Annotated in this window: 20 protein-coding genes; 11 read left to right on the top strand and 9 right to left on the bottom strand. The window is 73.5% G+C overall.

Going from position 1 to position 19,362, the window contains the following annotated elements:
• Positions 1 to 103 precede the first annotated feature (103 nt).
• From LBW97_RS03650 to LBW97_RS03635, 4 genes are all read right to left on the bottom strand, one after another.
• A complete protein-coding gene (locus LBW97_RS03650; RefSeq protein ID WP_224498036.1) occupies positions 104 to 538 on the bottom strand; it encodes a globin in 435 nt (144 codons plus the stop codon).
• The gene (locus LBW97_RS03645) at positions 535 to 1,962 is read right to left on the bottom strand and encodes an MFS transporter (RefSeq protein ID WP_224498035.1); all 1,428 of its coding nucleotides are present in this window, start codon (positions 1,960 to 1,962) and stop codon (positions 535 to 537) included. Before LBW97_RS03645 ends, LBW97_RS03650 begins: the two co-directional genes overlap by 4 nt.
• The gene (locus tag LBW97_RS03640) at positions 1,845 to 2,846 is read right to left on the bottom strand and encodes a mechanosensitive ion channel family protein (protein ID WP_224498034.1); all 1,002 of its coding nucleotides are present in this window, start codon (positions 2,844 to 2,846) and stop codon (positions 1,845 to 1,847) included. The genes LBW97_RS03645 and LBW97_RS03640 overlap by 118 nt, the downstream gene beginning before the upstream one ends.
• A 76-nt stretch (positions 2,847 to 2,922) precedes the next feature.
• A complete protein-coding gene (locus tag LBW97_RS03635) occupies positions 2,923 to 4,992 on the bottom strand; it encodes a prolyl oligopeptidase family protein (RefSeq protein WP_224498033.1) in 2,070 nt (689 codons plus the stop codon).
• Between the two features lie 220 nt (positions 4,993 to 5,212).
• Between LBW97_RS03635 and LBW97_RS03630 the strand changes: the two genes are divergently transcribed.
• From LBW97_RS03630 to LBW97_RS03600, 7 genes are all read left to right on the top strand, one after another.
• Positions 5,213 to 5,740 (top strand): HNH endonuclease, encoded by a 528-nt coding sequence (locus tag LBW97_RS03630; protein WP_224498032.1) that lies wholly within the window; start codon positions 5,213 to 5,215, stop codon positions 5,738 to 5,740.
• Positions 5,741 to 5,844: 104 nt separating this feature from the next.
• Positions 5,845 to 7,149 (top strand): hypothetical protein, encoded by a 1,305-nt coding sequence (locus LBW97_RS03625; protein WP_224498031.1) that lies wholly within the window; start codon positions 5,845 to 5,847, stop codon positions 7,147 to 7,149.
• Entirely contained in the window at positions 7,137 to 7,802 is a 666-nt protein-coding gene (locus LBW97_RS03620) for a class F sortase (RefSeq protein ID WP_224498030.1), read from the top strand. The genes LBW97_RS03625 and LBW97_RS03620 overlap by 13 nt, the downstream gene beginning before the upstream one ends.
• 40 nt (positions 7,803 to 7,842) lie before the next feature.
• Positions 7,843 to 9,276, top strand: coding sequence for an amidase (locus LBW97_RS03615; RefSeq protein ID WP_224498029.1), 1,434 nt, complete (start codon positions 7,843 to 7,845; stop codon positions 9,274 to 9,276).
• Positions 9,277 to 9,306: 30 nt separating this feature from the next.
• Positions 9,307 to 9,657 carry a hypothetical protein gene (locus tag LBW97_RS03610; protein WP_224498028.1) on the top strand — a complete coding sequence of 117 codons (351 nt, stop codon included), beginning with the start codon at positions 9,307 to 9,309 and terminating at the stop codon, positions 9,655 to 9,657.
• Positions 9,658 to 9,712: 55 nt separating this feature from the next.
• Positions 9,713 to 10,168: a DUF5130 family protein gene (locus tag LBW97_RS03605; protein ID WP_224498027.1), complete on the top strand. Its 456-nt coding sequence runs from the start codon at positions 9,713 to 9,715 to the stop codon at positions 10,166 to 10,168.
• A 107-nt stretch (positions 10,169 to 10,275) separates the two neighbouring features.
• Entirely contained in the window at positions 10,276 to 11,220 is a 945-nt protein-coding gene (locus LBW97_RS03600; RefSeq protein ID WP_224498026.1) for a phosphotransferase enzyme family protein, read from the top strand.
• Positions 11,221 to 11,286: 66 nt separating this feature from the next.
• Here the strand turns inward: LBW97_RS03600 and pepN are convergent, their stop codons facing one another.
• The gene (gene pepN / locus LBW97_RS03595; protein ID WP_224498025.1) at positions 11,287 to 13,848 is read right to left on the bottom strand and encodes an aminopeptidase N; all 2,562 of its coding nucleotides are present in this window, start codon (positions 13,846 to 13,848) and stop codon (positions 11,287 to 11,289) included.
• Positions 13,849 to 13,975: 127 nt separating this feature from the next.
• On the opposite strand from pepN, the gene LBW97_RS03590 reads away from it, so the two are divergent.
• A complete protein-coding gene (locus LBW97_RS03590) occupies positions 13,976 to 14,638 on the top strand; it encodes a DsbA family protein (protein WP_224498024.1) in 663 nt (220 codons plus the stop codon).
• A 27-nt stretch (positions 14,639 to 14,665) separates the two neighbouring features.
• A complete protein-coding gene (locus LBW97_RS03585) occupies positions 14,666 to 15,427 on the top strand; it encodes an SDR family oxidoreductase (protein WP_224498023.1) in 762 nt (253 codons plus the stop codon).
• On the opposite strand, the gene LBW97_RS03580 is transcribed toward LBW97_RS03585, so the two are convergent.
• From LBW97_RS03580 to LBW97_RS19765, 3 genes are all read right to left on the bottom strand, one after another.
• Positions 15,414 to 16,172 (bottom strand): dienelactone hydrolase family protein, encoded by a 759-nt coding sequence (locus tag LBW97_RS03580; protein WP_224498022.1) that lies wholly within the window; start codon positions 16,170 to 16,172, stop codon positions 15,414 to 15,416. The genes LBW97_RS03585 and LBW97_RS03580 overlap by 14 nt on opposite strands.
• Before the next feature lie 77 nt (positions 16,173 to 16,249).
• Positions 16,250 to 16,483: a DUF429 domain-containing protein gene (locus LBW97_RS19770; RefSeq protein ID WP_308010407.1), complete on the bottom strand. Its 234-nt coding sequence runs from the start codon at positions 16,481 to 16,483 to the stop codon at positions 16,250 to 16,252.
• Positions 16,480 to 16,818 carry a DUF429 domain-containing protein gene (locus LBW97_RS19765; RefSeq protein ID WP_308010406.1) on the bottom strand — a complete coding sequence of 113 codons (339 nt, stop codon included), beginning with the start codon at positions 16,816 to 16,818 and terminating at the stop codon, positions 16,480 to 16,482. The genes LBW97_RS19770 and LBW97_RS19765 overlap by 4 nt, the downstream gene beginning before the upstream one ends.
• A 26-nt stretch (positions 16,819 to 16,844) precedes the next feature.
• Between LBW97_RS19765 and LBW97_RS03570 the strand changes: the two genes are divergently transcribed.
• The gene (locus LBW97_RS03570; RefSeq protein WP_224498021.1) at positions 16,845 to 17,324 is read left to right on the top strand and encodes a ribose-5-phosphate isomerase; all 480 of its coding nucleotides are present in this window, start codon (positions 16,845 to 16,847) and stop codon (positions 17,322 to 17,324) included.
• 69 nt (positions 17,325 to 17,393) lie between these two features.
• Here the strand turns inward: LBW97_RS03570 and LBW97_RS03565 are convergent, their stop codons facing one another.
• On the bottom strand, positions 17,394 to 18,638 hold the full coding sequence (locus LBW97_RS03565; protein WP_224498020.1) for a GNAT family N-acetyltransferase: 1,245 nt from the start codon (positions 18,636 to 18,638) through the stop codon (positions 17,394 to 17,396).
• A gap of 65 nt (positions 18,639 to 18,703) precedes the next feature.
• On the opposite strand from LBW97_RS03565, the gene LBW97_RS03560 reads away from it, so the two are divergent.
• On the top strand, positions 18,704 to 19,270 hold the full coding sequence (locus LBW97_RS03560; RefSeq protein ID WP_224498019.1) for a DUF5655 domain-containing protein: 567 nt from the start codon (positions 18,704 to 18,706) through the stop codon (positions 19,268 to 19,270).
• Positions 19,271 to 19,362 lie beyond the last annotated feature (92 nt).

Genomic DNA, 19,362 nt, shown 5'->3' with positions numbered 1-19,362 from the left:
GTGCGGTGCGGTGGCGCGGCTGTGGCAGTGGTTCTCGCCCTCACGCATCCCTGGAGGACGGCCAGAGCGCGAACAACGGCACAGAACGCCGCCGGAAGGGTCGTCAGGCGGGGGAGAGGTCGCCGTCGCTGTCGGCCGGGAAGCGGTTCTGCATGCTGCGCGCCGCCATCTCCAGGTAACCCCAGAGCGTCGCGTCCTGCTCGGGAGGGAGCCCGAGGGAGTCGACCGCGTCGCGCATGTGCGAGAGCCAGGCGTCCCGCTCGGCGGGCCCGATGGCGAACGGCGCGTGCCGCATGCGCAGTCGGGGGTGGCCGCGCTGCTCGGAGTAGGTCGTGGGGCCGCCCCAGTACTGCTGCAGGAAGCCGCGCAGCCGGGTCTCGGCGCCCTCCCAGTCGTCCTGGGGGTACATCGGCTGGAGCACGGGGTCGGTGCGGACCGCGGCGTAGAAGCGCTGCACGAGCGCGCGGAAGGTGGGCTCGCCGCCGACCTCGTCGTAGAAGGTCCGTGCCGACGGCAGGGACCGCCTCGACTCGCTCATTCCCGAGATGCTCCCTCAGCGTCGACCGTGGCGGGGGCCTGGATCCGCGTCCCCCGATAGGCCCACAGCACCGGCGCCAGCGCGATCATTCCGAGCCCCCCGGCCAGTGCCACCACCATCGAGGGGCCGACGGCCTCGGCGGCCAGCCCCGAGGCGAGCGCTCCGATGCCCTGGATGCCCGCGATGCCGCTGACCGCGACCCCGAACGCCCGTCCGCGATAGGCGCGGGGCACAGCCTGCACGAAGGCCACGTTGAGCGGGATCGTCCAGGCGCCGCCGAGGCCGGAGACGAACAGCAGGGCCACCACGGTCCAGTAGGTGGAGGGCCCGGGGCCGGCGAGAACCGCGACCAGCCCACTCGCGAGCACCGCGGCCAGCGAGAGGACGACGAGCGGCTCGACCAGGCGCTCCCGGTGATGAGGCGGCACGAGCCGCGCGATTCCCAGCCCGCCGATCGTGAGGCCCAGCGGATTGGCCGCCAGTAGCACTCCGACCGCGGTCGGCCCTCCGCCGAGTTCGTCGGCCAACGGAGCGGCGATGCCCTCCGGTGCGTAGAGGAACCCGGTCCCCAGCCAGACGACTCCGATGATGGCCAGCAGCCGAGGGGTGCCGCGGACGAGCCGCAGTCCCGCGAGCGCGTCCTGCCAGAGCGAGGGCGGTCCGGTCGCGTCGTCCGCCGCGGCCGGGGCCGGTCGGCGCTGCAGCCTGGCCCCCAACCAGACAGCGGAGATCAGGAAGGTGGCGGCATCGACGAGCAGGGCGGTGCTGGGGCTGAAGACCAGCAGCAGCGCCCCGCCGGCGAGGAAGCCGCCCACCTGGGCCAGCTGCACGGTGCTGCCGACGATCGAGGTGGCGACGGCATACCGGTCGTCGTCCAGGACGTCGGTCATGAGCGCGGACCGGGCCGACTCGAACGGCGGCGCGCAGAGGCCGACGACGAAGAGCAGGAACAGCAGCAGCCACAGCGGGACGCCGGGCAGCGCCATCAGCGCGACCAGCGCCGCCCGGGCCAGGTCCGTCGCGATGAGCACCTCGCGGCGGGGGAACCGGTCGGCCAGCGCCGACAGCAGCGGGCCACCGAGCAGCCAGGGCAGGTAGCCGATGGCGAAGGTGAGCGCGGCCAGCAGCGGGGACTCGGTGCGGGCGTAGACCAGCACGGTGAGGGCCACGCGGGCGAGCTCGTCCCCGGCGGCCGACAGCAGGAAGGTGCCGAACAGCGCCCGGAACTCCCGGACGGCGAAGACCTGCCGGAAGGTGGCCTGGCGGACCGGCGCCCCCGAGGTGCCGCCCTTCGCCGTGTCGGTGGTCAGCGGGACCCCGACCCGGCGCCGGCCGAGCTGCCCAGCAGGGGCACGGGGGTGCGGATGCCCTCGGCCACGAAGCGCTCCTTGAGACGCATGCGCAGCTCGCGTCCGACCCGCCACTGGTCGGCGTTCGTGGTGCGCACGACCAGTCGCATGAATACGCCTTCGGCGGTGATCTGCTCGACGCCCAGCGACTCCGGCTCGGCCAGGACGACCTCGCCCCACTGGTCCTCGGCCACCATCGCGTCGGCGACCTCCTGCATCACCGCGCGGCAGCGCTCGAGGTCGGTGTCGTGCGCGACCGGCATGTCCACGACCACCTGCGCGAAGCCCTGGCTCTTGTTCCCCACCCGGAGGACCTCGCCGTTGCGGACGTACCAGACCACACCGTTGACGTCGCGGAGCCGGGTGATCCGCAGCCCCACCGCCTCGACGGTGCCGATTGCCTCGCCGAGGTCGACGACGTCGCCGACGCCGTACTGGTCCTCGAGGATGATCCCGATCCCGGCGATGAAGTCCTTGATCAGGTTCTGTGCGCCGAAGCCCAGCGCGACGCCCACCACGCCGGCGCTCGCCACGATCGGCGCCAGGTTGATGCCGAGCTCGCCCAGCACGAGGACGACGGCGATGCCCATGATCACGATCGAGGCGAAGCTGCGCAGGACCGAGCCGATCGCCTCGGCGCGCTGGGTGCGGCGGGCGGCGACCTGGTCGATCGCTTCGCCGGCCTGGGCGGAGCGGTTGCGCAGCGGACGCAGGATCGTCGGCATCGCGCCGGTGGCCGTGCGGTCGGTCAGTCGCCGGAGGGCGCGGTGGGCGAGCCCGCGTGCGACGACGGCGAGCACGACGACCAGCAGGATCCGCGCCGGAGTGGCGATGAGCGTGCGGGCGTTCTCGGCGAGCCAGTCCATGCCGGACCAGTCGTAGACCTTCTGGCAGAGCCAGTAGTCCGCGCAGTCGACGGCGCCCTCGTCCGCTGCGAGCACGCTCGGTGATCCGGTCATTACCGAAATCTTGTCAGGTGGATCGGTCGCCGTCAGCCCTCCTTTGCGCGTGTCCGGCCGGGCGGGTTCCGGAATCTCACGAGGTGAGACCGGTGTGCGCCGCGAGGAAGGCGAGCTGGTCGGCGGCCAGCCCGACCGTCCGGCTGACCGCCCGTGCGCCGTGCCCGACCGACGACTCGCTGCGCAGCACGATCGGCGCCTCGGCGGAGGTGGCGGACTGGAGCGCCGCGGCGAGCTTGCGGCCGTGCAGCGGATCGACCCGGGTGTCGGACCCGAACGTGGTGAACAGCGTCGCCGGATAGGCAGTGCCCTCGCGGACCGCGTGGTACGGCGAGTAGCCGAGCAGCCAGCCGAGCTCGGTGGGGTCCTCGGCGGTGCCGTACTCGTCGTTCCAGGTCCGGCCGAGACCGAACAGCTCGTACCTGACCATGTCCAGCAGCGGAGCGCTGCAGACGACGGCGGCCGCGAGGTCGGGCCGTTGGGTGAGCGTGGCGCCCACCAGCAGCCCGCCGTTCGAGCCGCCCATGACCCCGAGCTGCTCGTGCGTCGTCCAGCCCTGCGCCACCAGGTGCTCACCGGCGGCGGCGAAGTCGTCGAACACGTTCTGCTTGCGCTCCCGCATTCCGGCGCGGTGCCACTCCTCGCCGTGCTCGGAGCCGCCGCGCAGGTTCGCCACCACCCACACGCCACCCGCGGCGACCCAGGAGAGAGCCTGCGCCGAGTAGGCGGGCGTGAGGGAGACGTTGAAGCCGCCGTAGCCGTAGAGAACCGTCGGGCGCGGCCGGTCCGGCGCGCCGGTGCCGGACAGCACGAAGAGGTGCACGGGTGTGCCGTCCTTCGACGTCGCGTGCGTCTCGACGACGGTCAGCTCGGGGACCTCGCCCGCGACGGGCGCCTTCTCCCATTCGGTGAGTGCGGCCGGGTCGGTGGAGTTCCAGCGCAGCACCGACGGGGGAGTGGCGTAGTCGGTGTAGCCCACCCACGCGGTGGTGCCGCCGGAGTGCGGGGCGCTGACCCCGGCGATGCTGCCGGCACCCGGCGGGGTGATGTCGGCCAGCCGGCCGGAGCCGTCCGCGGCCCAGAGCGAGAGCCGGTCGGTGGCGTCGACGGCGTGCACGGCCAGCACCTGCAGCGCGCCGTCGGCGGAGTCGACCAGGGCGATGTCGGAGAGCACGGCGTCGTCCTGCTGCGGAACGACGTCGGTCCACGCCTCCGGAGCCCACGTCGCGGGGTCGGCGGGGTCGGCCACCGCCACCCGCCAGCGCGGCGTGCCCCGGTCGCTCATCAGCCACAGCCGGCCGTCCCGGGCGACCCAGGCGGCGGTCTGCGCGTCGACGCCGACCTGGAGCTCGCGGAGGTCGCCGTCCCCGGCGAGATCGGCGAGCCAGACGTCGTCGCGCGGGGCGGTGCCCGCCGAGGCGGAGACGACCAGCCAGCGGCCGTCGGCGCTGGTGCGGACCCCGTAGTAGTTGGTCGGGTCCAGGCCCTCGCCGTGAATCAGCACGTCCTCGGCCGGGTCGTCGCCCACACGGTGACGCCACACGCGGCGGTGGAACTGCTCCTCGCCGGCGGGTACCTGGTCCGGCGCCAGCCGGCGGACGTAGAAGAGCTCCTCGCCGCCGGGCAGCCAGCCGACGGGGGAGTAGCGGCAGCGGTCGACCGGCCCGTCGACGAGCTCCCCGGTGGTGACGTCGAGGACGTAGAGCGTCGACTCCTCGTCGCCGCCGCTGCTCACCTGGTAGGCCAGCCGGTCGCCCTCCCAGGACGGCGACCACGCGTCCAGCGTCGTCGTCCCCTCGGGGTCGAGCTGCATCGGGTCGACCAGCACGCGCACCGTGCCGTCGGCCTCGCGCACCCGGAGGACCGCGTGCTCCTGACCGGGGTCGCGGCGGGTGGAGAAGGCGCGCTCGCCCCGCCACACCGGGATGCCCACGGCGCCGGCGTGCACCAGCTGCTCGAGGCGCTCGGCGAAGCGGGCGCGCAGCGGGAGAGCGGAGAGCACATCGCCGGCCAGCGCGTCCTGCGCCCGCGACCACTCCTGCGTGCGGGGGTCGGCGGGGTCCTCGAGCCATCGGTAGGGGTCGGCGACGCGGTGGCCGTGCAGGTCGTCGACGAGGTCCAGGCGCGGGGCCTCCGGGTAGCGCATGGCTGGCACGCTAGTCCCGGCCACCGACGGCGATCCGGGCCCTGCGGAGAATTGACTGCGCCGAGCGGGCTCCGTCAGGTCAGAATGGGGCTGCCCGCGGGTCGCGCAGCACCCGGTGGTCCGGGGCGTCCGGAGGTGATCCGTGCCGCGTTCCGCGCCCGGGTCGTCGACGGCGGGTCACCCAGGCTCGCGTCGCGACCCCGTCCTGCCGCTCGTCCCCGTGCCCGCGCCCGCCACGACGGCGGCCACGCTGCTGCTCAACGCGACGTACGAGCCGCTGTGCGTCGTCTCCAGCCGGCGGGCGATCGTGCTGGTCCTCGCCGCCAAGGCGGAGCCGGTCGACGTCACCGCCGACGTGGTGCACGCGGCCACGGTCAGCCTGCCGGTGCCGGTCGTCGCGCGGCTCACCCGCTACGTCCGGGTGCCGTTCCCCGCGTCGGTTCCGCTGTCGCGGCGGGCGGTCTTCACCCGCGACGCCTCGACCTGCGTCTACTGCGGCGGCTCGGCGACGAGCATCGACCACGTCGTTCCGCGCAGCCGGGGTGGCACGCACACGTGGGACAACGTGGTGGCCGCCTGCCGCCGCTGCAACCACGTCAAGGCCGACCGCTCGCTGGCCGAGATGGGCTGGAAGCTCCCGCAGCCGCCGCGCACGCCGAGCGGTGCGGCCTGGCGCCTGCTGGGGGCGCGCACCGTCGACCCGCGCTGGCGGGAGTGGCTGGGCGTGCCGGAGAGCGTCAGCGCCTGACCGCAGGTCGGTGGGCGTGTCGCACCTCATCGTGAGGGCTTGGTACCAATAGGTTCCGCATCGTCGGCGCACGGAAGCGCCCCCGCTGCGAAGGACGCCCGTCGATGGCCAGCTCACACACCCGCCGTGCCCGCCTCTGTCGCACCGGAGCGACGGGGGCTGCGGCCGCGCTCCTCCTCCTCGCGGGGGCCCCGTCCGCCGCTGCCGCCGGGATCGCCATCCCGCTGGAGCCCTCCGCGCTCGCGATCTCCCTGTACCCCATGGAGAACTTCGGCGAGGAGGACTTCACCCCGGTGCAGGTGCAGTGGGGTGGGTCGGTCGTGGTCCAGCTGCCCGACGGCGTGGACGCCACCGACCTGACCGCCGAGTTGCTGCTGGGCGAGGAGGAGGCCGAGGAGCCGTCCCGCATCTTCAGCACCGAGCCGTCCACCGAGATGCCCCCGCCCGGGGTGCTGGTCGTGACCGACCTCGGCGACGGGGAGCTCGAGGTGGAGATGCCGGTCGACGCCAATCTGGGCGACTCGATGGCGATCCTCGTGATGGAGGGATTGACCGCCACGATGACCGGCAGCGAGCTCGCGGACACCGGGCTGGCCTACTTCTTCGAGCTGGACGCCGCGTTCCCGGCGACTCAGACGGTCTCCCCGGCCGTGCTCGTGGACTCCTCCGTGCCGTGCGACCAGTACGAGTCCGTCTGCGACGGCATCCCGGTGACCGCAGGGGACGAGCTGGCGCTCAGCGTTCCGCCCACCTCGGCGCTGCGTGCGGCGGGCGTGGGCAACCTCGCCGACGCCGAGGTGATGCTGCTGCCCATGGACGACGAGGAGTACTTCCACTGGGAGTCCGTCGGCGAGGAGCAGTACGTCGGCGGCGAGCTCACTCCCGAGCTGCCCGCCGAGACGGCGGCCGAGGTCCCCCCGTTCGCCGCGGAGCTGCTGGCCGGCAGTGCGCCCGTGACCGGCGGTGCCCCGGACGCCGGCGGCGCCTCTCCGGCGGCCGCAGGTGTCCTCGCCGCGGATGCCGCGCCGGTGACCGCCGCCGGACACGAGCTGGTCGAGCCGACCCTCGTGGCCACCGGGCCCTACGCGGCCACGATGACCCTGCCGGCCGACACCGAGGCCGGCAGCCACGCGCTGTTCATCAGCGAGGGTGACGGGACCCCCGGCAGCCGCTACGCCACGACCGTCGTCTTCCTCGAGGTCGCCGCTGCGCCCGTCGTGGCTCCGGCGGCGCCCGTGGTGGCCATGCCGGTGAACGCCGGTCTCCGCTCCGACACCGGCTGGATCGACGACGAGGCCTCGGGCTCGTGGCCGCTGCTGGCGACGGGCGCCGGCATGCTCCTGGCCGCCGGTGCCGGCGGTGTCGCCCTGGCGCGGACCCGGCGGACGTCCGGGACGTGCGCGGACTGAGGCGGCGGCCGGGCCGGCGCACCCTGGGCGCCGGCCTGACCGCCCTCGCCCTGGCCGGCGCCACCGTGCTCGGTGTTGGTCTGTCTCCGGAGCCGTTGGTCGGCTCGAGGGCTCTCGTCGAGTCGCCCGCCGCTCCGGGTGATCTCCCGGCAGCCGTCGTCGCGGCGACGTCGGGGGAGGCCCCCCGCGTCGTCCCCACCTCGCCGGTGCACCTGCTGGTGCCCTCCGTGGGACTGGACCTGCCGCTGCTCGCGCACACGCCGCGGCGCGGGGTCATCAACCCGCCGGCGCTCACCGCCGGCTACTGGATCGAGCCCTACGGCGTTCCGGCCGCCGATCCGGCAGCGGTGGACAACACCGTCTACATCGCCGCCCACTCGGCGGGTCGCGGCAGCGACGGATTCGACCCGCTGCTGTCCGCGGACCGCCGCGACAGCGCCGTCTCGGCGGGGGACCTGGTCCAGGTGAGCACGCCCGAGGGGACGGCGGACTACACCGTCGAGCGCACCGCGCGGTACGACAAGGACGACCTCCCCGACGCCGTCGAGGTGTGGGAGGCCGTGCCGGGCCGCCTCGTGCTGATCACCTGCTTCCAGCGCGCCGGTGCGCGGGCGGCGACCGAGAACCTCGTGGTCTTCGCCGTCGCGTCCTGACCCCCGGTCGCTGTCGGCGGGGACGGCTAACGTCCTGGTCGTGACGCAGCTGCACGACCTCACCGCGCTCGAGCAGGCCGCCGCCGTCCGCGCCAAGGAGATCAGCCCGACCGAGCTGGTGGACCACGCACTGGCGCGGATCGAGGCGCATGACGCCGCCCTCGGAGCGTTTCTCACCGTCACGCCGGAGCGCGCCCGCGCACAGGCCGCCGAGGCGGAGGCCCGCGTCCGGGCCGGCGGGGAGCTGCCGCCGCTGCTCGGCGTCCCGACCGCGATCAAGGACCTGAACAACACGGCCGGCGTGCGGACGACGTTCGGCTCCGCGGCGCTCGCCGACTTCGTGCCCTCGGTGGACGACGCCGTCGTCACCCGGCTGGCCGACGCCGGCACGATCAGCCTGGGCAAGACGAACACCCCGGAGTTCGGCTTCCCCTGCTACACCGACAACCAGCTCGTCGGCCCGGCGCGGTCGCCCTGGGATCCCTCGCGGCTGGCCGGCGGCTCCAGCGGGGGAGCGGCGGTCGCCGTCGCCGCGGGGTTCGTGCCCTTCGCCCAGGGCAGTGACGGCGGCGGCTCGATTCGCATCCCGGCCAGCATCAACGGTCTGTTCGGGATCAAGCCGACGCGCGGGCGGATCAGCAACGCCCCGTACGGCAGCGAGGTGACCGGACTGGGCACCAGCGGCCCGCTGGCCCGCACGGTTCGCGACGCCGCCGCGATGCTCGACGCGATGGCCGGTCCGGAGATCGGTGACCCGTCCTGGGCGCCGCCGCTGCCGCCGGGGGAGAGCTTCCTCGGGTGGGCCGACCGCGACCCGGGCCGACTGCGGATCGGGCGCTACACCGAGTCGGCGATGCCTGGCACCGAGCTGGAGCCGGAGGTGGCAGAGGCGCTCGACGACGCGGGCCGGCTGCTGGAGTCGCTCGGGCACACGGTCGAGGACGTGCCGCACGGGCTGCTGGACCCGGCGGTGCTGCCCTCCTTCGAGCGGGTGTGGGCGCTGAGCGCGACCACGCTGCCGGTGCCCGCGGGGCGGGAGGACCGGCTGGCGCCGCTCACCCGGTGGATGCAGGACCGCGGCCTGGCGCTGTCGGCCCGCGACGCGATGGAGGCCATGTTCGCGCTGCGGATGTTCTCCCGGCAGTTCCTCCGTGCCACCGCCGGCTACGACGTGCTGCTCGCACCTGTGCTCACCATGACGCCCCGGCCGATCGGCTGGTTCACCGAGGACGGCGAGGGCGGCCCGGACTTCGAGCGGCAAAAGCGCTACGCGGCGTTCACCGCGCTGTTCAACGTGACCGGGCAGCCCGCGGTGAGCGTGCCGCTGCACTGGACGGCGGACGATCTGCCCATCGGCAGCATGCTCGTGGGGCGGCCCGCGGACGAGGCCACGCTGGTCGCGCTCTCGGCCCAGCTGGAGGAAGCCCGGCCGTGGGCGGGACGACGCCCCGCCGTCTGGGCGGCGAGCCGGTGAACCGGGCGCGCCACCGGTAAGTTGTCCCCCGTGAACGTCGCCGAAGCCCTCCTCGTGTTCGCGGGCATCCCGCTGGCCATCGTCGTCGTCCTCGCGCTGCTGACCCTGAAGCCCGGCGCCAACCGGCGTCCGCGGTACAAGCCGGGTCAGGCCTGGGACCACGCACCCCTCTGGTTCGAGCCGCACCCCGCGCACGCCCCCGGCGGCGGCCACGGTGGCGGCGAGACCGCCGCGATCGGCTCCTCGGTCTACGGCGAGCGGCACGGCAGCGACGCGACCGCCACCCACGCCGTGAGCGGCGGCCAGTCGCACGGTTCCTCCTCCACCGCGCACGCCGCCCAGCCCGCGGGTCCGCTCGGCGGCGCCCGCGGCACCTGGTGACCGGTGCTCCGGTGACCCCTTCCGACGTCCTCACGAACACCCCCGGAGACCGGCGATGACCCGCGCGCTCGAAGTTGACTCCCACGACACCGCCACCGCCACGACCGCTGCTGCCCGCACCGACGAGAGCAGCATCGAGGACGTGTTCACCTACAAGGAGCTGGCCCGCCTCGACGAGGCGCTCACCATGTCCTCCCGGGAGACCGGCCTGCGCTTCACCCTCTATGTGGGTGAGCTGCGCACCCCCACCCGCTCGCATGCCGAGGAGCTGCACGCCCGCTCCGGTGCCCACCCGAGCGACGCCGTGCTGATCGCGCTCTCGCCCGGGCAGCGGGTGGTGGAGGTCGTGACCGGTGCCGGCGCGGCCCGCCGGCTGCCCGACCGCGCCTGCGCGCTGGCGGTGCTCTCCATGACCAGCTCGTTCGGCAACGGCGACATCGTGGGCGGCATCGTCAACGGGCTGCGCCAGCTGTCGGACCAGGCGGGCCACCCGGCGTCCCTGCGCCACTGAACGCACCGCCTCGTCCCCCCGGACGGGGCGCACGACGCCGAAGGCGCCGCACCCCTCGGGGCTGCGGCGCCTTCGTCCTTCCGCGCTCCGGCGGGCACGATGCCCTCGTGGACGACCCGCGGGAGATCGCGCTGACGGCCCTGCGGCGCTACGACCTCGTCCCGCGCCGGGTCTCCCGGGCGGCCGAGTCGTTCAACAGCGTCTCCCGGGTCACCACGGCCTCCGGCACTTACGCCCTTCGCGTGGGGGCGCGGCTGCAGATCCATCCCGAGGGCACGCTGGAGACGGAGGGCGACTGGCTCCGCCGACTCGGAGAGCGGGGCATGGCCGTGCCCGCACTCCGCGCGAACCGGACCGGCGCCGTCGGCACAGAGGTCGACACGGGGGACGGGGAAACCCGGACCTGTGCGCTGTTCGACTGGATCGGCGGACGTTCGCTGCGCACCCGGCTGACCGCGCCGACCGCTGCGGCGCTGGGCCGGCTCGCCGCGCGTCTGCACGCGGACGCCGAGGCGTGGGTCCTTCCGGGCCGACCGGACGTGCTCGTCGCCGACCGGGTGCTCCACTGGCGCCTCCCCACCCGCCTGACTGAACCGGAGGTGCCGTGCGGCGGCGTCTTCGCCGATGCCCTCGAGCGGGCGCAGGCCGGACTGGACCAGCTGTGGCGGAACCCGCCGCACCGCCCGTACCTGCTCCACGGCGACCTCACACCGGCCAACGTCATCGTGGCCCGGGACGGAGGGCTCGTGCCGATCGACTTCCAGGACCTCGTGTGGGGCTTCGACGTCCAGGACCTGGCCATCAGCATCGCCGCGCTCCGTCGCACCTCCGGCGGGACCCGACTGGTCGACGCCTTCCGGAGCGGCTACGCGGAGCTCCGGCCCTGGCCGGTGCTCCCCGACGAGCTGCTGGAGACGCTGCTCGCGGCCCGGGTCCTCCACCAGGTGAACCTGACCCTGAACGTCCGTCGCCCGGCCGACGTGGCCGAGTACCTGGCAGCGCACGCGCAGCGCCTCCGCGAGTGGCTCCGTGCGTCCCTGGAGGCGGCCTGAACCACGGGCCGGGAACGACGGAGCCCCGTCCACCAGCTGGTGGACGGGGCTCCGTCGTTCGTGCGGTCAGCCCTCGGCGAGTCCGGCCTCGGCGTCCCGCTCACGGGCACGCAGGGCGCGGGCGATGCCGTCACGGCCCTCGAACACCAGCCGGCGGAGCGCCGGCGGATGCTCGGCGTCGGCCAGCCACGCGTCGGCGGCGACGAGGGTCCGCGGCTCCACCACCGGCGGGAACAGGTACTGGACGGCGTTCTTCGCGATCTCGCCCGGCCGGCGGTCCCACAGCGGCCGGATCTCGGCGAAGTAGCGCTCGACGTACCCGGCCGTCAGCTCCCGCTGGGCGTTGTGCCAGAAGCCCTGGAGCATCGCCTCGTGGACGGCGTTCGGGATCGTCTCGTCGGTGAGCGCCCGCTGCCAGGTGTCCTCCTTGGACTCCGCCGTCGGACGCAGTGCCCGGGCGGTCGCCGCCCGCCGGATGCCGGTGGCGGTCGCGTCGCGCTCCGCCTCGGCGTCGATCTCCGCGTCGCCCACCGCGCTGATGGCGACCAGGCCGTGCAGGAACGCCCACCGCGCGTCGGCGTCGACGGTCAGCCCCTCCGGAGTGCGCGAGCCGTCGAGCAGCCCGCGCAGGGCAGCCGCGTGCTCGTCGCTGCGCGCGGCGGTAGCGAGGGTCCGCGACCACAGCAGCTGCTCGTCGCTCCCGGCCGGCGCGGCCTCCAGCGCGGCGAGGGCATGGTCGGCCAGCTGCGTCCAGCCGGTCGGCGCCCAGGACGGATCGGCGAACGAGGAGAGCGCCGTCTGCGTCCGGGCGAGCAGCGACTGGATCACGCTGCTCTCGGTCTCGGCGCCGATCCCGGCCAGCACGAGCTGCACCCACTCGCGGGCCGGCAGCTCCGCGTCGCGGGTCATGTCCCAGGCGGCCGACCAGCAGAGCGCGCGGGCCAGCGGGTCGGGCATCGCGCCGATGCGGGCCCGCAGGGTGGCCAGCGACGCCTCGTCCAGACGCAGCTTGGCGTAGGTCAGGTCGTCGTCGTTGACCAGGACGAGGTCGGCGGCGGGGTGCCCGGCGAGCTCGGGCACCTCGGTGCGGGCACCGGCGACGTCGAGCTCCACGCGGTGGCTGCGGGTCAGCCCCTCGGGGCCCTCGCTGTACAGGCCGACGGCCAGCCGGTGGTTGCGCAGCACCGGGTGCTCGGCGACCGCGGTCTGCTCGATGGCGAAGCTCGCGTACCTGCCGTCCTCGGTGAGCTCGAAGACCGGGCGCAGGGTGTTGACCTGGCTGGTCCGGAGCCACTGCTCGACCCACTCGGAGAGGTCGCGCCCGGAGGCCTCCGACAGCGGCGCCAGCAGGTCGTCCAGCGTGGTGTTGCCGTACTCGTGCTTGCGGAAGTACCGGCGCACACCGGCGAGGAACTCGTCGCGGCCGACGTAGGCCACCAGCTGCTTGAGCACCGAGGCGCCCTTGGCGTAGGTGATGCCGTCGAAGTTGACCGTCACCGCCTCGACGTCGGGGATGTCCGCGGCGATCGGGTGCGTCGAGGGCAGCTGGTCCTGCGCGTAGGCCCAGGCCTTCTCGGTGTTGGCGAACGTCGTCCACGCGGTCGTGTACTCGGTGGCCTCCGCCTGGCACAGGGTGCTGATGTAGGTGGCGAAGGACTCGTTGAGCCACAGGTCGTCCCACCAGCGCATGGTCACCAGGTCGCCGAACCACATGTGCCCCAGCTCGTGCAGGATCGTCTCGGCGCGCCGCTCGTAGCGGGCCCGGCTCACCTTCGAGCGGAAGACGTAGTCCTCGAGGAACGTCACCGCACCCGCGTTCTCCATGGCCCCGGCGTTGAACTCGGGCACGAAGAGCTGGTCGTACTTGTCGAACGGGTACGGGTAGTCGAACACCCGGTGGTAGAAGTCGAAGCCCTGCTTCGTGACGCGGAAGAGCTCCTCGGCGTCGAGGAACTCCGCCAGCGACGCCCGGCAGTACAGGCCCAGCGGGATGCCCTCGTGCAGGTCGGTGACCTTGGCGTAGGGGCCGGCGATGAGCGCCACCAGGTAGGTGGAGATCCGCTTGGTGGGCGCGAAGTGCACCAGTTGGGAGCCGCCCTCACCGGCCTCGATGGTGCGGTCGCCGGTGTTGGAGACGACCTGCCAGTCGAAGGGTGCCGTCACGTGCATCGTGAAGGTGGCCTTGAGGTCGGGCTGGTCGAAGCAGGTGAACATCCGCTTCGCGTCGGCCGGCTCGAACTGCGTGTAGAGGTACACCTGCCCGTCGACCGGGTCCAGGAAGCGGTGCAGGCCCTCGCCGGAGTTGGAGTACCGGCAGTCCGCCGTCACCACGAGGGTGTTCTGCTCCGCCAGCTCGGGCAGCGGCAGGCCGCCGTCCTCGGTGTAGGTGCTGAGGTCGAGCTCGGTGCCGTTCAGCGTCGCCGTCAGCACGTTCTCCGCGACGAGGTCGATGAACGTCTCCGCGCCGGCCTGGCGGCTGGTGAACTCGACCGTCGTCGTCGACCGGAAGGTGTGCTCCCCGGGGCGTCCGGCCCCGTCGGTGACGTCGAGGGAGATGTCGTAGCTCTGGACGGCGAGCAGCTCTGCGCGCGCGGCGGCATCGGTGCGGGTCAGGTTGGGTACGGCCACCCCGGCAGCTTGTCATGGGGGCGCGCCCGTCCGCCCGGTACACGGGAACAACCGTCGCCCGCCCCGGCTTGCCAGCCACCAGACGACGTCGGGGCACAGCCGCCCGACCACGGAGCGAGGAGTACGGATGACCGAGGCAGTGCAGAGCGCCCCCACGAAGGCCCGGGTCGACTTCTGGTTCGACCCGCTGTGCCCGTGGGCCTGGCTGACCAGCCGCTGGGTGCTCGAGGCCGCCAAGGTGCGGGAGATCGACCTGCACTGGCACGTCATGTCCCTGGCGGTCCTCAACCGCGGGCGGGACCTGCCGGAGGAGTACCAGGAGATGATGAAGCAGGCGATCGGCCCGGTCCGCGTGGCCATCGCCGCCGCCCAGCAGCACGGCGACGAGGTGCTCGGCGACCTCTACACCGCCATGGGCACCCTGCGGCACCACGAGCAGAAGGAGCTCGACGAGCTCATCGCTCCGGCGCTGGAGCGGGTCGGCCTGCCGGCGTCGCTGGCCGAGGCGGCGACGTCGACCGAGTACGACGAGGCGCTGGAGAAGAGCCACCACGCGGGCATGGACCCGGTCGGCGACGACGTCGGCACCCCCGTCATGCACATCGACGGCGTGGCGTTCTTCGGTCCGGTCATCAGCAAGGTGCCCACCGGTGAGGACGCCGGCAAGGCCTTCGACGGCGCCGTCCTGCTGGCCAACCTCCCCGACTTCTGGGAGCTCAAGCGCACCCGGTCGACCGGCCCGGACATGGACTCGGTGCCCGCCGACGCCCTGGAGCTCACCCGCAGCTGACGGCGGGGGGTGCGGCATGCTGTCGGTGTGCCGCACCCCACTCGTCAGCGCATCTTCATCTCCGGCGCCAGCGCGGGACTCGGCGAGGGCATGGCCCGCCGGTTCGCCGCCATGGGACGCGACCTCGCGCTCTGCGCCCGACGCGTCGACCGGCTCGAGGCGCTGCGCGAGCAGCTGCTGGCCGAGCACCCGGGCATCCGGGTGGAGGTCGCCGCTATGGACGTCGACGACCCGGAGTCGGTCGCCACGGTGTTCCCGGAGCTGGCCGACCGGCTGGGCGGGCTGGACCGGGTGATCGTCAACGCCGGCATCGGCGCGGGCGCCTCGATCGGCACCGGGAAGGCCGCGGCCAACCGGGCCGTCCTGCACACCAACGTACTCGGCTCGCACGCCCAGTGCGAGGCGGCGATGGAGCTGTTCCGCGCCCAGGGGATGGGGCACCTGGTGCTGATCTCCTCGGTCGCCTCGGTGCGCGGCATGCCGGGGACCCGGACGGCGTACGGCGCGAGCAAGGCCGCGCTCAACTCACTGGCCGAGGGCATGCGCTCCGACGTCTATGGCTCGCAGATCGTGATCTCGGCGATCCTGCCCGGGTACATCGCCACCGACATCAACGTCGGCCGCCGTGGCCCGCTCACCGTGGGCCTGGACAAGGGCGTGAAGGCGCTCACCGAGGTCATCGAGCGGGAGCCGGTGCGCGGCTACGTGCCCGAGCTCCCGTGGCGGCCGGTCGCCGGACTGCTCCGCGCGCTGCCGCTCTCGGTGGTCCGCAAGCTCACCGGCTCCTAGGGACCGCTGGTCGCCCGAGGTGGCGGCGGAAGAACCGGGACACGTCGTGCGCGGCGTGCTCCGGGACTCCGGTGTGCCCGCCGGTGTTGGCCTGGAGGGTCTTCTCCGCGGAGGCGAAGGCGTCGAAGAGGTCCAGAGACGCCTGCCGGTCGTTGCCCTCGTCGTCCCACTGCAGCAGCACGTGCACCGGAACGGTCACTCGTCGGGCCTCCTCGAGGACGGCGCGGGGTACGAGGCTGCCGGCGAAGAGGCCGACGGCCACGATCCGCGGCTCGACGACCGCCAGGCGGACACCGATGGCGATGACCCCGCCCGAGTAGCCGACCGGACCGCCGATCCCGGGCAGCGACAGCAGCGCGTCCAGGGCGGCCCGCCATTCGGGGACCGCGCGCTCCACCAGGGGCAGGATCAGGGCGTCGACGACCGCGGCCGGAACCGGTCCACCGGCCTGCGTCACCCGGAGCAGGTCGCCCCGGCCCTGCTCGAGAGCGTCCTCCCGCGGCCGCTCCCCGCTCCCAGGGAGCTCGATGGTCGCTGCGGCGAAGCCGTCGGCGCTTGCGCTACGGGCCCGGGCGAGAAGCCTCGGGTACATCTGTCGCAGGCCCAGTGGCGGGTGGCCGAGCAGGATCAGCGGGACCGAACCGGAAGCGGACGTTGGCGTCCACAAGATCCCGGGGATGTCGCCGAGGGTGAACCCGCGCTCGAGGAGCCCGCCGTCGAGCAGTCGTTCGGTCGTGATGCGCATGGACGTGCCTCCCGGAACGGTCGGTGCTCCGGGATTCTGGCGGGCCAGGGCCGGGATGGCCCGTGGTTTTCCGGGTCCTAGAAGCAGATCCGCATCGGGCGGCCGCGACTGTCGAGGGTGCCGTCGCCGAGGCACTCGCCCCGGTTCCGAGCGAGGCGCTGCGCCGACCAGGCCGCAGCGCAGGCGTCGAGGGCGTCGATCATCGGCACGAGCGGCGGCGCTTCCGCGAGCGCCCGCTCGACGTCCATGACGCCGCACAGCGCGGTGAGTCGCTGCATGGTGCCGCGGGTGGTGACCTTCGGGCCGGTCACCCGCAGGTCCATCTGGCGGAAGGCCAGCTCCGGGTGCACCTCCACGATCCGCTCGGTCGGTCACCCAGGGCGTAGTCGCCGGCGGCCAGGACCTGGCGCAGGAGAGCGGGGAACACCGAGCTGCCGGCTCGTCCGAGGCGCTTCCTGGCGAGGTCGTCACAGGTGCGGCGGCCGGTCTCCGAGAGCCCGATCGGCATGTCGATGGCGATCAGCTCGACGTCCGGTACGGCGAGGACGGCGGCGACGTCCTCCAGCACCATCAGCCGGACGTACTGGCCCTCCGGGCGCTCGCCGACCCACCGACCCCGCCAGCCGTCGACCCCGAGCACCGCCACGGGGCGAGCCTGCCAAACTGGTCGCCATGCGCGTCTTCATCGGTACCGACCACGCAGGCCTGGAGTTCAAGGAGTACCTGAAGAAGGTGCTGGCCGAGGCAGGCCACGACCCGGTGGACTGCGGGGCGTTCGAGTACGACGCCCAGGACGACTACCCGCCGTTCTGCTTCGAGGTCGGTGAGCGGACCGTCGCCGAGCCCGGCTCGCTGGGCGTCGTCATCGGCGGTTCCGGCAACGGCGAGCAGATGGCTGCCAACAAGGTGCCCGGCGTCCGCGCCGCGCTGGTGTGGAACACCGCCACCGCGCAGCTCGCCCGCGAGCACAACAACGCCAACGTCGTCTCGATCGGCGCCCGTCAGCACAGCGACGAGGAGGCCTCCGCCCTCGTCCTGGAGTTCCTGAAGACGCCGTTCAGCGAGGACGAGCGGCACGTCCGCCGGATCGGTCTGATCACCGACTACGAGCGCGACCGGCACCGCCCCGCGGGCGGCCTGCCCACCAGGTAACCGGATGGAACGGCCCCGCTGCAGGGGCCCGCGCCGAGCGGAGCGAGGTGTGGGGGCGGCGGGGTCCTTCTAGAATTCTTCGGGGCACCAGGGCGCGACCGGCCAGCCGAACGCGGTGCTGGCCATCGTGACCGCGCCCGGGCTCACCTCGGTCACCCGTCCTGCGGCCTGCAGCGTTCCGAGCGAGATGCCACCCAGGTACGCCGACGAGAGCGCCTCGATGTCCAGCACCAGGTCGGGATCGCGGTCGGTCTTTCCGCAGTAGCCGCCGGCGGGATGCCCGGAGAGCCGCCAGTTCCCGTCGTTCCACGGGCAGAACGGATCGCGCACCCCGATCACCAGGTCGATCGGCGTCGGGTAGCGGCGGGCCGCCAGTGCGCGGCCGACGTCGACCAGGCGCACCCACAGCCCGTCGACGGTCCGGGCGTTGAGCGCCCGCCAGTCCTGCAGCAGGTGGAGCAGGGGATCCTCCGAGGAGAGGTTCGGCGCCTCGAGGGTCCGCATCAGGTCGTGGGCGAGCAGGAACTGCCAGAGCGAGGCGTACGCCGCCGAGCTGGTCGCTCGCACGTCCTCCACGAGAAGCGTGCCGTTGGGCTCGGCGGCGTCGGTCCACCCCTCCTTGACCCGGTAGGTCGCGTAGCCGGTCACCGAGCCGTCGGTCTCGGTGTGCAGCGCGAACCGGCGGGCGGTCGCGCCGTGCCGCTGCTCCGGGTCGTCGTGCAGCGCGCGGTCCCACCAGCGCTCGTCGCGGGCGGTGTTGCCCGGCACGAACCGGCGCAGGGTCTCGTGCACCGCCGCGGCCGGCCCCCGGAACTCGTCCTGCTCGACGATGCGCACCCGGCCACTGCCGGTGTCGACGTCGCCGCGCAGTCGCAGCCGCTCGATCCGCCCGGTCCAGCCGCCACGACGGCTCGCGACGCCGTATCCGAAACGGCCGTAGATCGGCGCCTCGGCCGCCCAGAGCCCGGCGACCGCCTCCCGCTCCTGCTCGTGCAGCTCGGTGAGCTGGCGCCGCATGATCGCGGTCAGGATGCCGCGCCGGCGGTGGGTGGGGGAGACGGTCACCCAGGTGACGCCGGCCATCGGCACGACTGCCCCGGGCACGGTCAGCTGCATGCTGTAGATCCCCGAGGTCGCCACCACGCGGCCGTCCTCGACGAGGCCCAGGGACCGGTCCAGCTCGGCGATGGGGGAGGGCTCGTCCTGGTACGGGCCGCTCGGGTCGTGGGCGAACACCGAGCTCATGGCGCGACTGACCAGCGGCCACTCGTCGACGGTGAACGGGCGCAGCTGGGAGGAGACGTCGTCGGCCACGGGTCGTGTCTACCCGCCGGGTCCGACAGCGGGCCAGCGGATATCGGTGCGCCAGGATGGCGGCCGTGACGCGCAGCTGGGCGGAGATGATGAGCGGGATCGCCGAACGACTGGTGGCGACCACCGGCGACGACGTCCCGACCTGGAACGCGCGGGTGCAGGAGTCCGGAGCGACCACCGAGCCGGAGCTGCGGGCGTGGCTCGCCGAGCGGGGCATCACCGGCTACGCGCAGATGCTGCTGGTCATGGAGCGGTTCGGATATCTCGCGTTCCTCACCGCGTCGGCCGACGAGCTGGTCGAGGCGCAGTACGCCGACCGGCCGGACCTGCGGCCGGTGTACGACGCCGTCGTCGCGGCCGCGCTGGCGCTCGGCGAGGTGCACGTGCAGGCGCGCAAGGGCTACGTCTCGCTGGTCGGCCCGCGGCGCACCTTCGCCGTCCTCCAGGCCTCCACGAAGAGCCGGGTCGACCTGGGGCTGCGGCTCGACGACCGCGAACCGGGCGGGCGGCTGCTTCCCGCGCGCAGCGTCGGCAACCGCGACTGCGCCGTCCGGATCGCGCTGACGTCGGTGGATGACGTCGACGACGAGGTGCGCGATCTGCTGGCCGAGGCGTACCGCGCGAACGTCTGAGGCTCTCTGCGCGCCGAGCACGCAAGCCCTGGCCCGTGGACCGGCCGTGCCGCACAGTCTGGCGTCCGTGAAACGCATCCGCCACCCTGCTT

The sequence above is a fragment of the Blastococcus sp. LR1 genome, assembly GCF_020166105.1.
In the GTDB taxonomy this organism is placed as follows: Bacteria; Actinomycetota; Actinomycetes; order Mycobacteriales; family Geodermatophilaceae; genus Blastococcus.
The sequence above is the reverse complement of the archived record's forward strand: the minus strand, read 5'-3'. Positions and strand labels throughout refer to the sequence as shown.

Excerpts from the sequence above, each read along its gene's own strand:
- LBW97_RS03650 (WP_224498036.1), bottom strand. The coding sequence starts at position 538 with ATGAGCGAGTCGAGGCGGTCCCTGCCGTCGGCACGGACCTTCTACGAC.
- LBW97_RS03640 (WP_224498034.1), bottom strand. The coding sequence starts at position 2,846 with ATGACCGGATCACCGAGCGTGCTCGCAGCGGACGAGGGCGCCGTCGAC.
- LBW97_RS03635 (WP_224498033.1), bottom strand. The coding sequence starts at position 4,992 with ATGCGCTACCCGGAGGCCCCGCGCCTGGACCTCGTCGACGACCTGCAC.
- LBW97_RS03625 (WP_224498031.1), top strand. The coding sequence starts at position 5,845 with ATGGCCAGCTCACACACCCGCCGTGCCCGCCTCTGTCGCACCGGAGCG.
- LBW97_RS03605 (WP_224498027.1), top strand. The coding sequence starts at position 9,713 with ATGACCCGCGCGCTCGAAGTTGACTCCCACGACACCGCCACCGCCACG.
- LBW97_RS03590 (WP_224498024.1), top strand. The coding sequence starts at position 13,976 with ATGACCGAGGCAGTGCAGAGCGCCCCCACGAAGGCCCGGGTCGACTTC.
- LBW97_RS03580 (WP_224498022.1), bottom strand. The coding sequence starts at position 16,172 with ATGCGCATCACGACCGAACGACTGCTCGACGGCGGGCTCCTCGAGCGC.
- LBW97_RS03570 (WP_224498021.1), top strand. The coding sequence starts at position 16,845 with ATGCGCGTCTTCATCGGTACCGACCACGCAGGCCTGGAGTTCAAGGAG.